Here is a 19,664-nt window from a genome sequence, read left to right as displayed (position 1 = left end):
ACTTGTGACTATTATGACTTACCAACTTACCACTGATTTGGTTTAATTTTGTACTATGAAACCGTACCGCGTTCTTCTTTATTACATCTATTCACCCATCGAAAACCCCGATCAGCACCGCGAGGAGCATCATCTGCTGTGCTTGCGATTGAACTTGCTGGGACGAGTAATCGTGGCGGCCGAAGGACTCAACGGCACCGTATCGGGACTGGCGGCCGACTGCGATGCGTACATGGACGCGCTCCACGCCGACCCGCGTTTTGCCGGGATTGATTTTAAAATAGACGAAGCGGACGGGCATACGTTTCAGAAACTGCACGTCCGGGTTAAGAACGAGATTGTCCACTCTGACCTCCCCGTTGATCCACTCCGGCAAACGGGCATTCACCTCAACCCGGAGCAGTTCCGGCAACTCAAAAACGACCCCGACGTGGTGCTGGTCGATATGCGGTCGAACTACGAACACGCGGTGGGCAAGTTCAGAAATGCCGTCACGTTCGACATGGAAAACCTGCGCGACCTGCCCGACCACGTCCACGAAATTGACCACCTGAAAGACAAGAAAATCATTACGTACTGCACGGGCGGCATCAAGTGTGAGAAAGCCAGCGCGTATTTGCTGTCGCAGGGCTTTGAGAACGTGTACCAACTCCACGGCGGCATCATTAAATACGGTATGGAAGCCGGGGGCGACGGTTTCGACGGGCAATGCTACGTGTTCGACAACCGCGTGACAGTAGCAGTGAACCACGTTGACCCCACGGTGGTATCGGCTTGCTACCGCTGCGGCACGCCCGCCACTCGGATGATTAACTGCGCCAGCCCACTCTGCAACAACCACGTCGTCATGTGCGAAGCCTGCGGCCACGAGCACGGCGGCACCTGCGCCGATGCCTGTAAGAGCGACCCTACTCTCCGCCCCTACGACGGTACCGGTTATTACGGCAAACTCACCCAAAGCTACTCGCCCATTCAGGGCTACAAAAGCCGCGCCGGACAGCGGGCCACGGTGGTAGTTACCGGGTAGTGGCTTTTACGTAGCTTTGTCGCCAACCAGACAAGCCATGACATTAGGTAGTTTAGATAACGAGATAATTTTCAAGAAGGCATTCACAGATAAAGTGGTTTTCACCTCGTTTGTGCGGGACATTTTGGGTATTGATGTAGAGGTAGAAAAGATAGAAACCGAAAAAAAATTTGATCCCAAGATCGGCTATATTGATTTTGAGTTAGACATATTCGCTGAGACGGTTGACAAGCGGATCGTTATTGAGATTCAGCGGATAGAGTACGACCATAATTTTGACCGCTTCCTACATTATTTTCTGATGGTAATTGCCGAGCAGCAAAAACGCTCGAAGGACTACGGTATAAATCAAACGGTCTATGTCATCGTTGTCTTAACAGCCCCGTATACCATCAGTGAGAAGAACGGCCAACCTGTCAAAGATGAAGTCCTGTTACTTAAATTGAATCCCAAAACGATTAAGGGCGAAGAGCGTGACTTATATGGTCACCAATTTGTTTGTTTAAATCCAAACCATTCTGACGAAGCTACTCCCCAACCCATTCGGGACTGGTTAGATTTGATTTACCAGTCTATCCATAATCCGGAAAGGGCGGTGATAAATCAGAATAACGAAGGAATTCGCCGGGCTGCTGATCTAATCAGCTTTGAGAACCTGACTCCCCAAGAAAGAGCACTCAGCAAAAATAAGGAGTCAGCAAAAATCACGATAGCCAAGATCGAAAACGCCAAGGCTTTCGAGATCTCAACTGAGATTGCGCGGAAGCTACTAAAACGTGGCTTGTCCGTTGCTGTAGTGGAAGAAGATACGGAATTGACTATTGAGATAGTTGCAAAGCTAAAATCAGATATGGAGGCTAATCTGTAATTGATCAGTATTTCCTGTATAGCTGTCATTACGTAGTGTACAGTTCATCATGCTGATTCACGGCAATGCTCCCCGCAAGAACCGCAACGCGTTGCCGTGGAAGATGTTCATGATGTCGATTTCGGAATAGCCCCGGTCGGACAGGGCACTCCGGAGCGTTTGCAGGTCGGCGATGGTGTCGAGGTCGGTGGGGGATTGTTCGCGGCCGTAGGTGCCGTCGAGGTCGGAGCCGATGGCGCAGTGGAGCGCGTTTCCGGCCAATTGGCAGATGTGGTCGTAATGGTCGACAATCGTGGCGATGGTGATGCCAAAGTCGGCGGGGTTGCTGATGCGCTGCGTAAAACCAGGGCGCATCATCCAGGCATCGAAGCAGCCGCCAATGACCGCTCCCCGCTCAATCAAGGCACGAATCTGGTCGTCGGTGAGTTGCCGCTGATGGGGCACCAGCGCCCGGCAGTTGTGATGACTCGCCCAGATCGGCCCTTTGTAGAGTAACACCGCTTCGTCGAACCCTTCGTCGGTCAGGTGCGTGATATCCAGGATCATTCCCAGCCGGTCCATTTCGCGGAGCAGATCGCGGCCCAATGGCGTCAGTGGCCCTGATAGTCCCGTGCCGGGGGCGTAGCGACCCGTGCTGTAGTGTGCCGGTCCAATGGCCCGCAATCCGTAAGCATACGCCCATTCCAAGTACGACAGGTCGATGAGTGAATCGGCTCCTTCCAGACTCAGCACGTAGCCAACGGGCTTCGTTTCGGACGGTTCATCTTCATTCAACCAACGCGTCACGTGCGTATCGAGCGTAGCCCGGCTGTTAATCTGAACCATGTCGGGTCCGCCGTTCGGACCGTCCGCTGCCATTGCTTCGTACCAGGCTCGCTGCGCCTGCGTCGTGGCCCACGCCTGGGCGGGTGAGTTCCAGCCCGCGCCGGGCAAATTACCATTACTGGCGCTGACACGGGCAATCTGCGTAGCCACCACCAGGCCAATGTTCCCCCGGCGCAGGTCAGGCAGCGACACGACGTTGTTGCCCCGGTCAATTTTGTCGGTCATGCCCTGCTCCGACGCCCGGATAGTCGATACCGGTAGCCGATAATCGCGGTTGTATTCGAGGGCATTAAGCGCAATGTCGAGGTGCGTGTCGATGATAAACATGGGACATGGTAGATTTTCAGTGTGTGTTAGAAGCGGTAATTGAGCACGATTCCACCCTGACCAAACGGCGTAAGATACGGTTGTCCCGTTAATTGCCCATTCTTCCGGTTTCTTTTGTGGAGTTCGGGCACCCCTATGCCGCAGGCACCACCCACGATAAATCCAGTCAACACATCGGTCCGAAAATGCTTTCCGGCTTCAATTCGGTTCACACTTACCAAGGCGGGCGGTACGGCGGCTACGGCGAAAATGAGGACTCGCTTCCAGCCGGTGATGTGGTGATAGTCAGTGAGTACCTTGGCTCCGAAGAACGTCGCCGTCGCACTGAATGAGACGTGACCACTGTAGAACGAATTCGTTTTGGCCTGCCCCGTTTTCTGGTCGAGTGGTACCGTTGGCGAATAGGTCAATGGTCTGGCCCGGCGGATGGGGAAGGCCGTTGCAAAGTACACGAGGTTATTGACCGAATGCGTCACCGCGTATAGGGTCAGCAGATCGAGCCAGTCTTTCCGAATACGCGGGCTGATGGCCAGCAGGACCGGAGCCGCAATGGCTATGTTTAGAAACCGGTCGGATCGTTTTTGGGCAAGGGGAAACCGGGCCGGATCGCCGTAAATGGCGGGTCGGTCGAAAGCGTTAATCCGGCCGGGCGAAAGTTTAGCCAGCGCATCAACCGACAGGGTAGCGACGCGGTCCAGCTCACGGAATCCTACGTAAGAAGCGCCGATAAACAGCACCGAGCCGGTCAGTTCATACGCTTTACGCACCCGATAGGGCGAGACATCAGTCCTATCAGGCTGCCCGAAGGAAACGGTCGTTCCGAGCAGTAAACAATAAATTAGTAACCTCATGATCAACCACAAACGCATACATCATAAACTGAACTTGGGTATAACCTGGTCGGCGAGCCAGCCATAAATCGCTTCCTGCGAACGAACCGGGCTACGGTTAGTGCTGGCTTCTAACTCTGCCGGGGAATCGTCCGCTACGGGTGCCTTATCTGTCGTAGAACCGAGCACCTGAGCCTGGGTATTATCGGCCAACTGGAAGTCGATAAGCTGCCGGATCTGGGTCTGCAACGCTACGTCATACACCGGAAAACACACTTCGATACGCCGGTGAAGGTTGCGGTTCATCCAGTCGGCGGAACCTAAATACGTTTCAGGATTACCACCGTTATGGAATATAAATACCCGGCCATGTTCAAGGTACCGATCTACGATGCGCCGGACGGTGATGTGCTCACTTTGACGGGGGACGCCCGGCACCAGCGTACAAATGGCCCGCACGATCAACTCCACGCGCACCCCCGCCCGGCTGGCTTCGTAGAGTTTGTCGATCATCGTTTTCTCCTGCAAGTTATTGAGTTTGATGGTAATGCGGGCGGGTTGCCTGGCGCGGTGGTTGGCAATTTCACGGTCAATTAAACCCAGAAACCGGTCCACTAAGTTAAATTGGGCAACCAACAGGTGCTGGAACGGCAGGAACGCGTACTGAGCGGGTTGTTCGCGGCTTTGCAGGTACGCAAACAGCAGGTCCAGTTCCTGCGTCAGCCCCGAATGGCTCGTCAGCAAGACGTGATCGGTGTAGAAACGGGCGGTGCCTTCGTTGAAATTTCCGGTCGCCAGTAAGCCATATTGCTCGCTGCGCCACCCGCGCTGACGCTTCACCAAAGCCGTTTTGGCGTGTACCTTCAACGCCGGAATACTGTAGATTAAGCGTACCCCGGCCGCCTTCATTCGCTTGCCCCATTTCAGATTGTTCGTCTCGTCGAAGCGGGCTTTTAGTTCAACGAAAACCGTCACCTGCTTGCCGTTGTGGGCCGCGCTGATGAGCGCATTGACGATGGCCGATTCGGACGCTACCCGGTAGAGCGTCACGTAGATTTCGCGCACGTCGGGGTCGATGGCCGCTTCGTTGAAAAACCGCAGCACCGGGTTATACGAGTGGTAGGGCAAATGCAACAGGTAATCCCGCTGGTCGATTTGGGTGAAGATAGAAGCATCGCCCTGTAGTGCCGGGTACGCAATGGGTAAGCGGGACGGATACGTTAACGACCGACCGACCGGGTTCGGCAGGTCGCTCAGATCGCTCAGCGAATGGTAGCGCCCACCAGCAATCAACTCAGGCCGGGTCAGCCCAAAATAGCGGGTCAGAAAGTCCAGCAGGTCGGGAGGCATCGTGGCGTCGTACAGAAAACGAGTCGGTACCCCTGCGCTGCGCTGATCGACCATCCAGGCAACGTTCGCATCCATCTCGCCCGAAAACTCATCGGCAATGCTGACATCGGCGTTCCGGTTGATCTTTATCCCGTAGCATCCCTGAATGGTGAAATCGGGAAAGATGGTGGGTAGCTGCTGCCGGATTACATCATCGAGAAACAACAGATGATGCCCGTCGGCGGAAGCAGGCAGTTCAAAAAAGCGGGGCAAATTCTGCCGGGGAATGGGCAGCAGGGCGTACCGAGTCTGGTCCGGATTTGCAATTGAGACGAGTGACACGATGAAACACAGGGCGTTATCCGGCAACTGGATGGATGCGCTGTGGGTCTCATCGAGCCAGACGGGTTGCAGAAAAGCGAGGACCCGGCTGAAGAAATAGTCTGTGACGGCGGGCTGATGGGCGGGTAACAGCGGTTCGTTGTAGTACAGATGCACCCGTTGCTGCACCAACTGCGGAAGAATCTGGTCCCTCAGCAGCCGACCAAACTCCTCCTGGCACCGCTGCACCATCGCCTGTACGTCGGCCAGCAGATAGGCGTCGGCCCTGTCCAGGGCGGCCCCATCATTGAGATCACTGATCACCAGCAGTGCCGACATTCTGACCCGGAAGAATTCGTCCAGATTAGATGAGAAGATTGCCAAGAACCGGATGCGATCGTAGAGCGGAACGGCCGGATTAGCCGCTTCCCGCAGGACCCGCTTATTGAAATGGAGCCAGCTCAGGTCCCGGTTGAAATAGGTAAATTGGGGAAACGGCATCCTGTTTTAGTGCTTGCTAAAAAAAAGAAAGACAATTAGGAAAGCCAGAATAGACACGACAAAGCCAACCATGAAGATGTTATAAGCCCCCCGCAACAGCTTATATTTCTTGCCCAACACCCGCCCTAAGTAATAAATGTCGCGGGTCATCGTGCCGTAAAGGTATTGGCTGTCCCGCAGAAGTTCCCCGATTCCCCACTCATAATCGGTGACGCTCATTTGGTGAAAATTACCGAAAAACAGCAGATTACCTTTTTTTTGCTCAATATCGACCCGGCTTAGGCTTCCCTGGGTAACATTGGGCCGGGTGGCGAGAATGGCAAAAATGATGGTCAGCAAGGAGGTGGTCAGAAACAGCACCGTCGGAATGAGCAGGCTGGGGTTTTCCTCGATCCGGCGCGGCAGAATCGAGACAACGACCGAGACCATGATGGCATTGACCGAAATCATAATATTGGCCTTGGTGTCGGCGATGGCGCTCAATTGCACGTGATTGGTGGAGGTGGTTCGAAACATGGTTTCGATGCCCCGGTCGGGTCGGTTCTCCTTGTCTTTTTTCTTTGCTTCTTTTTCGGCTGGTGGGTCCGCCGTCAACGCGGGGTTTTGGGTAATTGGGTAATCGGGCGTCGGTTCACGTTTCGCGCCTTTTTCGGCTTGCTTGTCCAGCATCCGCCGGAGGTTATCGGCTTTTCCTTTCATCAGCAGGACCTGCGCGTAGTTCGTGAAATACCGGTGGGTTTGGAACAGGGCAATGTTTTGCTGCCGCCAGTCGCGGCCCGAAATCTCGGTTCCGGTTAACTGTTCCTGCTCTTTTCGCATCAGCTTCTGCTTATCACTGTAGGTGTCCTGTCCTAAGTGGAACAGATCGGCGTCGCAGAGGATTTCTTCTAACGGATTGGTGGGCGACTGCGGCATTTTTGTCGCCCGAATACACCCCTGCACCGCCCCAATGATTGCGGACGACACCGCTGCCTGTTGAAGAAAGGCAGTGGCTAAGGAGATGCCCGTTTCCTCATGTTGCTGCGGAGAGCCGGTCAGGTAGCCCACATCGTGAAACCAGGCGGCTGCCATAACCGTCAGAAAATCGGCTTCAGACAATTGATAATGGCGGGCCAGTTGCCCGCTGGCCTCCACCACCTCCCGCGTGTGCGTCAGCGTATGGTACACCAGCGCGGGCTGGGGATGCTCATCGAAGAATCGAACGACGTAAGTTTCAATTTGGGTCAGGAGTGTAGTAGTCATGGTGGGTAGTAAAGGTCAGAATTTAAAACCAAGCGAAACGTAAGGCAGTGCCCCTTCGTCGGAGAAACCAACTGAGGCCGTGATGACCAGCAGACTGGCGGGGGTCACGTACAGACCGCCCCCGTAGCCATCGTGCCAGCGGTTGGAGCGTTCGCCCCGGAGCCACACCCGCCCCACGTCGTTGAAGGCCAGCAGCCCAACGCTCGCCGGAAACAGGTACGACCGGAAGTCGAACAGTTTCAGCCGGGCTTCGAGATTGTGGTAGACCAGGTGGTTGCCCGCAAAGCGGTACGTGCGAAAGCCGCGCAGATTGTCCTGACCGCCTAAATAAAGCAACTGATAAAAGGCTGGATTTCCGGAGGTAAGCCCGCCACCAAGCCGGTTGGTGATGACCAATCGACTCGTCCGGCTCAGCCGGGTGTGAATGCTTAAATCCGACTGAATCTGCGTGAATTGATTACCCTGACTACCGAAGCCCCAAAGCCTCAGCCCGGTCGTGTTCCAGTAGATGCCGCGCGACGGTAATATAGCGTTATCGCGCCCGTCAATCAAAATCACCGCCTGCGCGCCCCCATAACTTTCCCGGCGTAGAAAACGCGACGGCTCGGGTTGCCCGGCTATGTATCGTTCGATGAACCGGCCTTCGTTGTCATCCGCATCTAACGTAAATTGCTGAAACACCGGCCCCACCGACACGTCAACGTGCGCAATCAGGGTACGTTTCAGCAAGGCAGCCACGTTGATCAGGTTGTAGCGGGTGCGGTAATACCGAATGCCCCGGCTCTTTTCGTAGATCGTTTCGTTACCCGGCCCAAAGAAGTTGGTGACGTTGTCCGGCGCTCTCAGAAACGCGTTGATCCACAAATCATTCTTGCCGATCAGGTCAGTAAAGATACCGTCGTACTTGATCGAGGTGGCGTTGGTGGCTAACGCCCGGCGGACCACCAGCCGGTTCATCGACGCGTAGGGCGTTTTGCGAAATCCTTGTTTGGTCCACTGAACCCCCGCGCCCAGCAATAAGCCGTCGTCTAAGTTGTAGCCCGCCGTAATCAGCGGGGCCAGTCGATCGTATTTGAAGACGTGCGGATCATACTGATTCACCGCCCGGTCGGTCGAGGTGCGGAGAACGGCCCGGCCCGGCTTCGGTAGTTCGTTGGCTTCGGTGCTCAGGTCGTAGATAATTGGTTTGCCAGGGTTACCTTCCACCGTAAAAACATCATCCCCCTTGCCCCCGATGAGCCGAACAGTAATATTGGCCGACTGCTTTCCACTCACGGCAAACCGATCCGCCCCTTTCTGACCGTACAGCCGGATCTCCCTGGTTTCCGACGCCCTGAACACGCGGCTGTACAGGCGTTGCTTCACCGAACCGTCTTTGGCGATTTTAAACACCGACACCGCTACCTGATTGTCACCCTGATACTCGATGCGAAACAACTCGGTCTTGTCAGAACCGGGTATGTCCACCGTTTTGGCCAGAAACCGGTAATACGTCAGTCCTTCTTTTTGCAGCCAGTTGCGCCGAATCTTGAGCGTTTCCAGCAATCGACCGCCCGACAACCGCCGGATGGTGTCCGGCAATTGGTTAACAGCGGCTTGCAGGACGCTGTCGGTCATCTGGGTTTGCAACTCCGCGATTTCGTGCTGCCATTCCTGCGCGTCGAGGCCGGGCAGAAACAGGCGGTCAACGTGCCGGGCGTTGTACATCGAGCCGTTCACGTTGGCGAGTTTGGGGCCAAACCCCTGAAATTTGGGTTGCAGCCAGGGCAGCGCGGCAATGTACGGCAGCAACCCACTGGCCCGAAAAAAGACCTGGTCGCGGTCGCGGGGAATGGGATAAAATTCGGTACCGGTGCCCGTTTTGCGGCTTCCCCAGCGCCATTGATCTTCGTGGCGGTCCCAATCGCCCATCAGCAAATCGAGCATCCGGGCCCGCAGCACCGCCCGCTGGTCAACGTGGTTGTCGTTATCATCGGTCAGGACGTCGAGCAGTTTAGCCGTACTGACCGACTTGCCCGTACCCGGATTGCGTTCTTCGAGCGAGTAAACCGACTTTCCAAACTCGGCCTGATAGATACCCAGCGCCGGATCGTCGGGCAGGTAAACAAGCGCTGGGTTGGCGTGGGGAACCCCGGCTGCCTGCGCCAGCGAGGGCACTACCAGCGACGCAAACGGATAGCCCGCCGATATTTCGTCCTGCAATACGTGCTTGGCAATGGTTTCGCGGAGTTGTGCGGGCAGGGCATTCCCTGGATCTTTCTGAACACTACGCAGCACCCATTCCCGGCCGGTGCTGTCTTCCAAACGCAGGGACTGCGTCTGTTGCCCGCCCCCCCGCTGAAGAATGGTAAACCCGCCGTTGGTGCGGGTCAGGTCAAAAACGGGCAGCGTAACGGGTGTGGCCCATTCGGTGCGGTAGTTGCTACCCAGCAACCAGCGGTGTATCCGGCCTACGCTGTCGTAAACCGGAGCAATAGCGACCTGTACGCTGTCGGGCCAGACGGGTCGTTGCCGGGCGTTTTGCGCCGACTTTGGGGCAGATAGTATCGTAAAAAGTGAGTTAGCATAGGTTTTGGTGGCGTTAGCGGCTTCGTCGACGGTGTAGAACGTGGCGATCAGCGCTCCACTCACCAACTCATCAAGCACCACGTATCCCCATTCGGGGCTGACGAATCTGGCCAGTTTGCCCCACTTCACCCGTTCGCGGTTAATACCCGAACCACTGACAATATACTGGCGGGAGCCCTCTACAATGTGTTGCAGAGCATGGTCGTGACCCGATACGAATACTACGTTGGGAGCCTGCGCAACGGCTTTCTCCACAGCCCGAACCATGCTTTTATACGTCGGGTTGGGCAGGTCCTGAATGTTGCCGAACACCCCCCGAACCAATGGATACAGTGATCCGATAACGGGCAGGGGCAGGTAGAGGTTGGGTTTGGAGTCGGTGAATGGAAATAGGTGCTGCTTAAGCGTGTAATAACCACCGTGAATGCCGTAGCTCCGAAAAGGATGGTGGGTCGCCACAATGATACCTTTGTCTTTGTGACGGTGTGCAATATCCGCCAGCCGGGCCACTACGTCGGCCTCGGTTTTGCAAGCGCAGTCCGACTCAAGACCGGGTTTATCATGGGGATGCAGCCACCACTGGGAATCCAGAATGACCAAAACCAACTTATCACTCAGCAGAATCTCTTCGGGACCGGGGCACCCATCGGCGGGCAGCATCTGAATATTCGGCGCGTTCAGACTGTCGAGCCACCGGCCCTGCCGCCGAATATTGTCCCAGCCGTCGGGTTTGCCCTGCGCCCAGTCGTGATTACCCGGAATGAAGAGAACTTTTGATTGTTTACCCAATCCAGAACCATCCAGTCCAGGCCGGGCCAATCCAGGCCGGGCCTGATACCGGAGCGACTCTACGTAGAAATTATAACCGGGACTGTTCTCATCCGACAGGCCGTGTGGATACACATTGTCGCCGAGGTAAACGAGTGTAGTACGTGGATCATTGAATGAATAGCGGCTTTCGACGGCATCGACCACCGGATTTTTGCCCCCTCGCAGCCGACCCGCATCCCCAATCAGAATGACCCGGTGCCGCACCGAATCGGGCGGAACGGACTGCGCTAACCCGGTGAACCAATAAAAGCTGCTAAGCACCCCGACGATCCAGCCGCTTATCTTTTGCGGCCTGTTCATGATCGTACCTCGTCGGTATAGTTGATCCGCACGCGCAGCGCCTTCAGGTTAGAAACACCCTGCAACGGCTCCAGATCGACATACTCAACATCCGGCTGCAGGCTTTCCTGCCGCTGCAACTGGGTAATAGCGGACAGGTAGTCCACCAGTTCAGTACTGTGGGTATAGACCAGCGCAATGGTGTCCGGTTGCGTTAGCCGCTCCTGCGTACCATCGATGTAGGCTTTGTCGATCCGCTTTTTCAGCACTTCGTACCGGATGCTGTACGATCCCTCCACGTCGAACCGGCGCTCATCCTGCCGGAAACTTATGTCGACCGGGTGGGAATGAACCAAAATGAGTTGCGTCGTCCGTAGCGGCAGCGCCAGCTGGGGCAGCAGCCGGTGGGTTAGTTGGGCCATTTCCACCATGGAATTCAGTTGCCATTCGGAGAGCCGTCGGCGATAGTCCCGCTCAAACGGTTGATCGGGCGAGATCGACTGACCGGCGTAGATCGTGTATTCCATACCATCGGTCCGGTAGCGTTCAAAATAGTGAGGATAAATCGTTTGTAGTTGCTTCTCTTCCTGATTGATGTAGTCGTTTACCGTGGCATTGATCCAGTTTAAACTCCGTTCGTAGGCGTTCAGCGCCTGACCGAACTGCCCGGTTTTAGGGTCCGTCCGATTAAAATACAGTTGCACAGAAGGCTGGCTCTCCGCTGAATTCAATAGCAGACTTTGGAAGTACGGATTTACCTCCTCGATCAAAAACTGCGCAATTGCCACTTCATCGTCCGGTCTCAGCCCGATGTCCAGCCTGGTTTGCCAATGCTGACGTCCAGTTTTGAGCGACTCCAGCCGGGCCGAGTCGGCTGGTACCTGGTCGAGCAGTTCATTAATGACCCCTAATTGATCCAGCAAATCCTGCCGGACGGCTTTGTGGCGCTCTACGGATGAGTCGCGAACGTCGATGGCGCCATACAGCGGGTACACCTGTGGGAACGTCACCAGCGTTGTTCCACCATCGAGCGAGGAGTTTGGCCCCCGGCGTATCGATTTCCAGGCGGCTTCGTAAAACTTCCACTCGACGGAGGGCTGCAGCGAGGTAAACTGCTTTTTAATAAGCTGCTCTAAGCTGTCATTGAACTGGTGTAACTGGTAGCGCAGCAGTTCTTGAATGAGCGGAACGATACGGTCAATGGTGGCCAGCACACCCTCGTTGAAGGCATTAGGCCGGGGACTACCCATCTCCATCATACCCAAAAACTCGTTGGCCACGGCAATCGGATACACCAGAAAGGAACGAATACCCTGCTGGTGGAGTACCTGCTGCTCCCGGTCCGGCAACCCCTGCAAGTCGGGAAACAGGTGGGGCGTTGGGTTTTTCATCAATTCGGCAGCAATCTTCTGAGCCATTGAGTCTTTGTGATCATCTACAATGTCCGAATGCCTCATAAAAACGCTGCGGGACATGCTGTCGGGATGATGCACGTAGCGTCCATTTATCTTCGGAATGGGCAATATACTGATTTGCAGGTCTGGCTGGCCACATAAATCCCGCAGGGCGGCTTCAAACCGACTATAAATGATGGGTTCGGTATCGGACTGAAGGTGCGCAAACACCTCGTGTAGCTGCTGGATGGTTTCGGTTTCGGTGATGTCCTCAACTTTGAAAAACGAAAAGCCCTCGAACGAAAACTCCCCCATGGGTAGTTGAGGAAGACCGTCCGGCAATTGACCGGTGCCATTCGCGTAGTCAATCCAGGCCGGTTGCAACGGGGGCAGGTACGTTCCGAGCCGGGGTTCGATAAAGCTGGTGTTGATATCCATCCTGAAGTACTTCGTCAGGCCGTTTATCTGTTTTTGAAAGTGGAACGAGGGAATAGCTTTTTTGACCGTATCTATATGGTAGCACTTTTTGAGAATGAGCTGGTACATATACCGAAGTTTATCCTCCTGACAGAGCTGGTCAGGCAGTTCCGACAACAGACCGGGAAACTGGCTCATTAACTGCGTAAAGGCATCTGACTGATAGAACAGGGTTAGCGGCATCGGCAAGCCAAAGGCGTAGGGAACGTCCTGACCAGCAGCCGTTAAGGGCAATACAGCGACCGAAGCGAGTTGAAAAAGCTCGGTCAGCCTGGCCTTGCCAATTACGGCTTCGGGGCACTCAGCACAGGCAGGTACCTGCTCAAACTGATCAATCAAATAGCTATATAAACCGTAGACGCCCCCGTCGCGCGAATCACTTTCGCGCTGGGACTTCAGATAAGTTACAAAGGGGCGAAAAGACAACCCGACCTCAAACGGGAGGGTATCTGAGGAAAGTGTGTGTAATGTTGTTGCCATGGTAATGAATGATTTGCAGACACGGGTATGGTCAAGCGATGCGTTTGGCCAGGCCGAAACTGGTATGCCACTGGTAAATATAATTGGTCGGTTAGCCGATGCATAGCGTTCATGAAGAACATCTTAAAAAAGGTATCAATTCAGTAGCTCACTTCTTTTCTGGTCTGTGGCCTCACAAACCGCGCCCGCGTCGGCAAAACAGGTCATTCGGCGGGGCAGAAGGATACTGACTGAGGAAAAAGACCAGCGACGGACGACGGGCGACCCCACCGTTATGCGGAGTCGCCCGTCATTCGTCGCTGGTCACGATGGCGTATTGATCCCTACCGCTGTTCCATACACGTTGTGTGATGGAATGAGCCGATCAGGCTGATCCTGGTCGAACAGAACTTCGTTAGCGAGGTAAGCTTTCAACTGGCCAACCGTTTGCAGCAGCCACCAATCCTCGTCCGGAATTCGGATGCTGAAACTACTCTCAACATCCAGCAGTACGTCAGTTACATCCAACGAATCAAGTCCGAGGTCGCGGTTGAAATTGGCTTCATCGGTAAGCGCCGTTGGGGTTGCCCCTTTACTCACAAGGAGAGTCAGGAGACGCTCATTTAGCTGATGACGTGTCATGATGAGGAATGATTAAATTAAGACATAGCGGCTTCGGGTACAGGCTGCGTTGTTTTTTTCTTGCCGAAACGACCGGCAAACCACTCCTGCGCCCGGTCGACGAGGTAGTACACCATCGGCACTAAGAAAATGGTCAGGATCATCGAACTGCTCAGGCCGCCAATGAGGACCCAGGCTAAGGAATTTTTCCACTCGGCCCCGGCACCACTCGCCGTGGCAATGGGAATCATCCCGATCACCATCGCGAGGGTCGTCATCAGAATCGGGCGCAGCCGCTCTTCACCCGCGTGCAGAATCGCCTGTCGGTAGGGCACGCCCTGGGCTTTCTGCTGGTTGGCAAAGTCCACAATCAGAATGGCATTTTTAATCACCAGACCAATCAGCATCAGGAAGCCCAGCATGGAGAAAATACCGATGTCGGATGAGGTCAGGGCCAGCACCAGCAGGGCACCGATCACCGCCACCGGCACCGAGAACATCACCACGAACGGGTAAATGAAACTGTCGTAGAGCAGCACCATGATGAAGTACGCCAGCATGATGCCCACCAGCATGGCCAGCCCCAGCGAACCAAAACCTTCTTCCTGATTTTTGGCATCGCCCCCCCAAATCACCGAAACCCCGGCGGGCAGCGGATTTTTGACTAAATCGGCCCGGATGGCGGCCGTCAGCGTTCCCGACCCTGTTCCCAGCGTGTTGGCCGTGACCGTAACGGCCGACCGCCGGTTTTTGCGTTCCAGCAGCGACGGGCCATTGCTCAGGCTGACGGTAGCGAACTCGGCCAGACGCACCGGCCGGTTAGCCGCCGGACTGAAGAAGTTAATATTTTTGACGTCGTCGGGATTCTTCCGGTCGAAGGCATCGAGCATCACGCGAATATCGTAGTCCTCGCCCCCATCGCGGAATTTGGAGTCGTCGTTACCGGCAAAGGCGTTTTGCAGCGTACCGCCCACCGTGGCGATGTCCAATCCCAGTTTGGCCATTTTCTCGCGGTCGGTTTCCACCCGCACTTCGGGGTTGCCCGATTCGATGGACACGTTCACGTCGTTGGCACCGGGCGTTTTGCGGATGCGGTTCGCCAAATTTTCGGCGGCTGCCAGGTTCTGTTCCAGGTTGTCACCACTCAGGAAAATCTCGATGGGCGCAACGCCGGAGTTGACCAACCCCACTACCGACGAATTAAATTCGATGGCCGGAAACCGCTGTTCCAACTCGCGCCGAACTGCCATCATGTACTGCTCGGTGGGCTGCTTACCGGGACGCTGATCGGCTTCTGCCAACTGCACCGACAACTCGGTCCGGTTAGTTTCACCCTGTCCCGTGCTATTGGTACCCGTGCTGGCCCCGCCCACGTTGGCGAAGATGCTCAGCACTTCCGGTTTTTTCCGCAGGTAGTCTTCAATGCGCCGGGCGGTTAGGTTATTCTGTTGCAGCGATGCACTTTTGTCGATTTTCATCGTCAGCAGGAACTTGCCCTGGTCGCCCTGCGCCACAAACTGCGAGCCGATAATGCCGAGGCTCATGATCCAGCCGGTAGCCACGAAAATGGCGACCAAAATGCCCGTGAAGGCCAATTTATGACTTAGCACCCACTCCAGACTGCCGTGATACCAGTTGGTTAGGCCCGTTAGCCCCCGCTCAAACCAGATCAGAAACGCCTGAAATGGATTTTTAGGATTTAGGGTTTCCAACCGGGCCATCCGCGAAGTCATCCAGGGCGTCAGCGTGAAACTGGCCAGCAAACTCACCATCGTGGCGAAGGCAACCGTCAGCGAAAACTGCCGCAGCAAATCGGCAATCACCGAATCGACGAACGTAATCGGCACAAATACCACCACAATAACCAGCGTAATAGCCACGGCCGCAAAGCCAATTTCCTTCATGCCGTCGAGGGTGGCCTGCCAGCGATTTTTACCCATCTCTAAGTGCCGCTGAATGTTTTCGAGCACCACAATCGAGTCATCGACCAAGATACCGATCACTAATGACAGGGCCAGCAACGACATCAGGTTGAGCGAATAACCCATGACGTACATGAACAGAAAAGCCGAAATCAGCGAGGCCGGGACGGACACCATCACAATGAACGCATTGCGGAAGCTGTGTAAAAAGAGCAACATGACCGCGCCAACCAGCAAAACAGCCAGCAGCAAATCCTCCGTAACGGCGTCAACCGCGTCGAGGGTGGTGATGCTGGTGTCGTCGGCAATGGCGAATTTCACCTGGTCTTTGGCGTTTTCTTTCGAGATAACGGCCAGCTTTTCCTGCACCAACTCGCTGATGGCTACCGCGTTGGCATCGGACTGTTTTTTGATGAACAAGCCAATTCCATTCCGGCCGTTGTAGCGGCTGATGCTTTCCGGCTCGGTCAGTCCGTCGGTCACGTTGGCGACGTCGCTCACGCGGATGGGGCTGCCGTTCATAGGGGTTACGATCACTAACTTTCGGATATCGTCTAACGAAGTGAATTTGCCCGCGAGCCGCAGCGTCATGTTTTCGGTCGTGCTTTTCACTTTGCCCGTCGGGAAATCAAGATTCGCCTGATTGATGGCCTGCGTCACCTGGAGCAGCGACAACCCGTAGTAGTTCAGTTTGTCGTCGTTGACGTTGATGCGGATTTCGCGCTTGTCGCCCCCCACCATCGTAATCTCGGCCACACCCGCAATTTGCTGAAGCTGAGGCAGGTACCGGTCTTCCATCTGCTGGTAGAACACTTCGTTAGGTAGGATCGAAGTAGCCAGAATCTGCATGATGGGCTGGTCGCTGGGCGATATTTTGGCCAGCGAAGGCGTTTGGGCATCGTCGGGCAAATCGCTCTGCACTTTGTTAATTTCCCGCTGCGCGTCCTGCATGGCCAGGTCAATATCGGTGCCCGCTTTGAACGTAACAACTAAGACGGAGGCATTCTCGAAGGAATTGGACTTCACGTCGTCGAGGTTATCGAGACCCGATACGGCATCCTCGATTCGTTTGCTGACTTCGGTTTCTACCTCGCTCGGGGCGGCACCCGGATAAACCGTGGTAATGGTAATGGTTGGCACCGAAAATTCCGGCAGTAACTCGTAACTCAGCAGGTTATAGCTGAACAGGCCACCGAGGCTCAACACGGCAAACAGCACAATGATGAGCGAGGGGCGTTTGATGATGGTTTCGACGAAATTCATAGCGTTTGATTAGATTGAACCGCACCGGCGGACCGGCTGATTTTTATGATTTCTAAGATTAGTTATGATGCTTTTGAAAAATCATAGTCGATCCTAACAATCATAAAAATCAGCGTTCTATTTTTTATTGAGCAATAACCGGTGTGCCGTTTTGCAGGTTGATCTGACCGCTGGTGATCACCTGGTCGCCCGCCTTCAGACCCTTCGTGATTTCGTAATACTCGTTGGTCGTGGCCCCGATTTCCACGGTTTTTAGCACCGCTTTGCCTTTTTCGACGACGTATATCTGGGGTTGCTTCGCCGATCCTAAGATGGCCTGGCGGGGTACGGACAGCGTTTGGCTTTTCAGTTTATCAGTGTTGGCAATGGTGCCGTACATACCGGCTTTCAACTGATTTCTGCCGGAGTTGAGCACCTTGATTTCGACGGGGTACTTGTGAGCGGCATCACCTTCGGCCGCCACCATAGACACCCGACCCGTAAAGCGAACGGCGGGATAAACATCGGTTTCGATGGGGATGGATTGACCAACCCGGAACCGGTTGATGTCTTTCTCAGGAATCTCGACTACTAACTTCAGCGACGAGATGTCCGTGATTTTAGCAATGGGTGCCCCTACCGATACCACCGATCCTTTTTCAACCAGTTTCTCGGTCACAATGCCGGAAAACGGCGCGGTTACGGTCGTGTTGGCGATTTGCTTACGAAGCTGCTTGATCTGGGCCTGGGTAGCGCGGATGCTGAGTTGCGTGCGTTCCAGATTAACGGCCGGGGTCGCGTCACCTTTTACCAGATTTTCGTAGCGGACGAGATCATTCTGATAGCCTTCCAGCGTCACCTGCAACGCTTCCACCTGGTAGCGGAGCTGCTCGTCGTCGATCTTGGCCATTAACCGGCCCGCCCCCACCGACTGGCCTTCCTCAAACGGCAGGGCGGTAATTTGCCCGCCCGCCTGGGGCCGCACCTCGACTACGCGGTTCGGCGAGAACGAACCCAGAAACTCGGTCTCCTGCGACAGGTTGCGCAGTTCGGCAACGGCGGTGCGTACCCCTACTTTCTGGTCGGGGTTAGGTTTGTAGACCTTGGCCTCTACTTTCTCCTTGTTGCTGAGCAACGTCCAGGCGGTCAGGCCCAGGGTACTGATTAATGCGAGTACTATAATGATGCGTTTCATACTGTCTTTTTAGCGATTACAAGTTGTAAACTGAGATTGATTTAGCGGTTGATTAAGCTGCCGGTGGCCTTTTTCCAGTCGAGTTCGGCCGTGCGCAGATTGACTAAGGTGTTGAGGTAGTTGTTCTGGGCATCCCGTAGCGAGTTTTCGGCCTGCACCAGATCGGTAATGTCAATGGTGCCTTCTTTGAATTGAAGCTGGGTTTGGGTGTATACTTTTTCGGCCAGCGTCACCTGACTGCGGTTGGTCGATAGATTCTGTTGCTGTACCAGAAACTGATTGCGGGCGTTGGCAATGTCCATCGAAATCGACTCCTGGGTCTGGCGGAGCTGCACGTCTAATTTCTGATTGTCGATGCGGTTCTGACTTAGTTTGGCTTTGCGGGCAAACCCGTCGAACAGGTTCCAGTTCAGTTGCAGTCCAGCCCAGTAACCCGGCACGTTTTTGAGGTACGAATTGTCGCCCCCGATGGCATAGACCGTACTATTAGCTGTTCCGTAAAGCGAGAGCGTCGGTACAAAGCCTGCTTTGATCGTCCGCTGGTCTAAGCCGTTGAGGGCTTTCTGCCGGTCGAGCAACTGTAAATCAGTGCGGTTGATGGTGAATTCGTTGGCGGGCGTTACCGGGCTTGTTCCGTCAATAGCCGTCTGCACAGAAAGCGAATCGGCCTGGGGAGTACCGGTCAGGAATTTAAGCGTGTTGAGCAACTGGTTGTAGGTCGCCTGCAACGATTCGATCTGAGTTTGCGATGCCGTTTTGCTCAACTGAAGCCGGTCTACGTCGATGCCCTGCGCCAACTGATTCTGCCGCCGTAGGTCTGTGATGCGAATCAGCCGTTCGGTGGCGGTCAGGTTACTGCGCAGGAACGCAATCTGCTGGCTGATGGTCTGGAGGTTATAATAAGCCGCCGACACGTTGTAGGCCACGTCCTCTTTAGTCTTCTGGGTTTGAAACGCGGATACCTCCCGGTTGACTTTGGCCGTTTTGAGCGCAATCAGCAAGAGTGGATTGTACACTTGCTGGGTAGCCTGCACCGATGTCGACAGGTTGTAGGGCAGCCCGAAAGCCAGCACCGAGTAGGTCCCTTCGGGGCCACCAAAAGCCGCTGCGGGCACCACTTGACCCGGAATTTTGATGTAGCGTTTGTAATCACCCACCAAATTCACCTGGGGGCGAGCGTTGGCTTTGACCTGCTCAATCTGCGTTTCGGTTCGGAGTTCATCTAACCGGGACGATTGAACACTGTAATTGCTGGTCAAGGCCTTGCTGATCAACTGCTCCAGCGTTTGATCCTGCGCCTTCGTTACTGAAGTCGTTAGCAGAAAGGCCGCTGTCAGATACCAATAAATCGTTTTCATAGTTGACGTTTTTATGATGTTTTAAACAGAAAATATAAATAATCAATT

The 19,664-nt window shown here is 54.8% G+C and carries 12 protein-coding genes; 2 read left to right on the top strand and 10 right to left on the bottom strand.

The genetic code is table 11. The features are described from left to right. Window positions 1–55 precede the first annotated feature (55 nt). Together trhO and ACYVHB_RS27945 are read left to right on the top strand one after the other, a co-directional pair. Complete coding sequence (gene trhO / locus ACYVHB_RS27950) at window positions 56–1,027, top strand: oxygen-dependent tRNA uridine(34) hydroxylase TrhO (protein WP_461055192.1); 972 nt, start codon at window positions 56–58, stop codon at window positions 1,025–1,027. 37 nt (window positions 1,028–1,064) lie between these two features. Then, the gene (locus tag ACYVHB_RS27945) at window positions 1,065–1,895 is read left to right on the top strand and encodes a PD-(D/E)XK nuclease family transposase (RefSeq protein WP_461055191.1); all 831 of its coding nucleotides are present in this window, start codon (window positions 1,065–1,067) and stop codon (window positions 1,893–1,895) included. Window positions 1,896–1,952: 57 nt separating this feature from the next. Here the strand turns inward: ACYVHB_RS27945 and ACYVHB_RS27940 are convergent, their stop codons facing one another. The 10 genes from ACYVHB_RS27940 to ACYVHB_RS27895 all read right to left on the bottom strand — a co-directional run bounded on the left by ACYVHB_RS27940 (window position 1,953) and on the right by ACYVHB_RS27895 (window position 19,616). Further along, window positions 1,953–3,047: a dipeptidase gene (locus ACYVHB_RS27940; RefSeq protein WP_461055190.1), complete on the bottom strand. Its 1,095-nt coding sequence runs from the start codon at window positions 3,045–3,047 to the stop codon at window positions 1,953–1,955. Between the two features lie 26 nt (window positions 3,048–3,073). After that, on the bottom strand, window positions 3,074–3,898 hold the full coding sequence (locus ACYVHB_RS27935) for a phosphatase PAP2 family protein (RefSeq protein WP_461055189.1): 825 nt from the start codon (window positions 3,896–3,898) through the stop codon (window positions 3,074–3,076). Window positions 3,899–3,919: 21 nt separating this feature from the next. After that, a complete protein-coding gene (ppk1, locus tag ACYVHB_RS27930; RefSeq protein WP_461055188.1) occupies window positions 3,920–6,028 on the bottom strand; it encodes a polyphosphate kinase 1 in 2,109 nt (702 codons plus the stop codon). A 6-nt stretch (window positions 6,029–6,034) separates the two neighbouring features. Further along, window positions 6,035–7,270: a Pycsar system effector family protein gene (locus ACYVHB_RS27925; protein ID WP_461055187.1), complete on the bottom strand. Its 1,236-nt coding sequence runs from the start codon at window positions 7,268–7,270 to the stop codon at window positions 6,035–6,037. 15 nt (window positions 7,271–7,285) lie between these two features. Continuing rightward, entirely contained in the window at window positions 7,286–10,969 is a 3,684-nt protein-coding gene (locus ACYVHB_RS27920; protein WP_461055186.1) for a BamA/TamA family outer membrane protein, read from the bottom strand. Beyond that, the gene (locus ACYVHB_RS27915; RefSeq protein ID WP_461055185.1) at window positions 10,966–13,299 is read right to left on the bottom strand and encodes a hypothetical protein; all 2,334 of its coding nucleotides are present in this window, start codon (window positions 13,297–13,299) and stop codon (window positions 10,966–10,968) included. The genes ACYVHB_RS27920 and ACYVHB_RS27915 overlap by 4 nt, the downstream gene beginning before the upstream one ends. A 303-nt stretch (window positions 13,300–13,602) precedes the next feature. Further along, a complete protein-coding gene (locus ACYVHB_RS27910; RefSeq protein ID WP_461055184.1) occupies window positions 13,603–13,920 on the bottom strand; it encodes an acyl carrier protein in 318 nt (105 codons plus the stop codon). Between the two features lie 17 nt (window positions 13,921–13,937). Next, window positions 13,938–17,084, bottom strand: a complete 3,147-nt coding sequence (locus ACYVHB_RS27905; RefSeq protein WP_461055183.1) for an efflux RND transporter permease subunit — start codon at window positions 17,082–17,084, stop codon at window positions 13,938–13,940. Between the two features lie 124 nt (window positions 17,085–17,208). Next, window positions 17,209–18,258: an efflux RND transporter periplasmic adaptor subunit gene (locus ACYVHB_RS27900; protein ID WP_461055182.1), complete on the bottom strand. Its 1,050-nt coding sequence runs from the start codon at window positions 18,256–18,258 to the stop codon at window positions 17,209–17,211. A 41-nt stretch (window positions 18,259–18,299) separates the two neighbouring features. After that, window positions 18,300–19,616, bottom strand: coding sequence for a TolC family protein (locus ACYVHB_RS27895; RefSeq protein WP_461055181.1), 1,317 nt, complete (start codon window positions 19,614–19,616; stop codon window positions 18,300–18,302). Between the last annotated feature and the right edge of the window lie 48 nt (window positions 19,617–19,664).

This window comes from Spirosoma arcticum, assembly GCF_054779955.1.
Note: the sequence above shows the minus strand (reverse complement) of the source record. Positions and strands in the feature narration are given on the sequence as shown.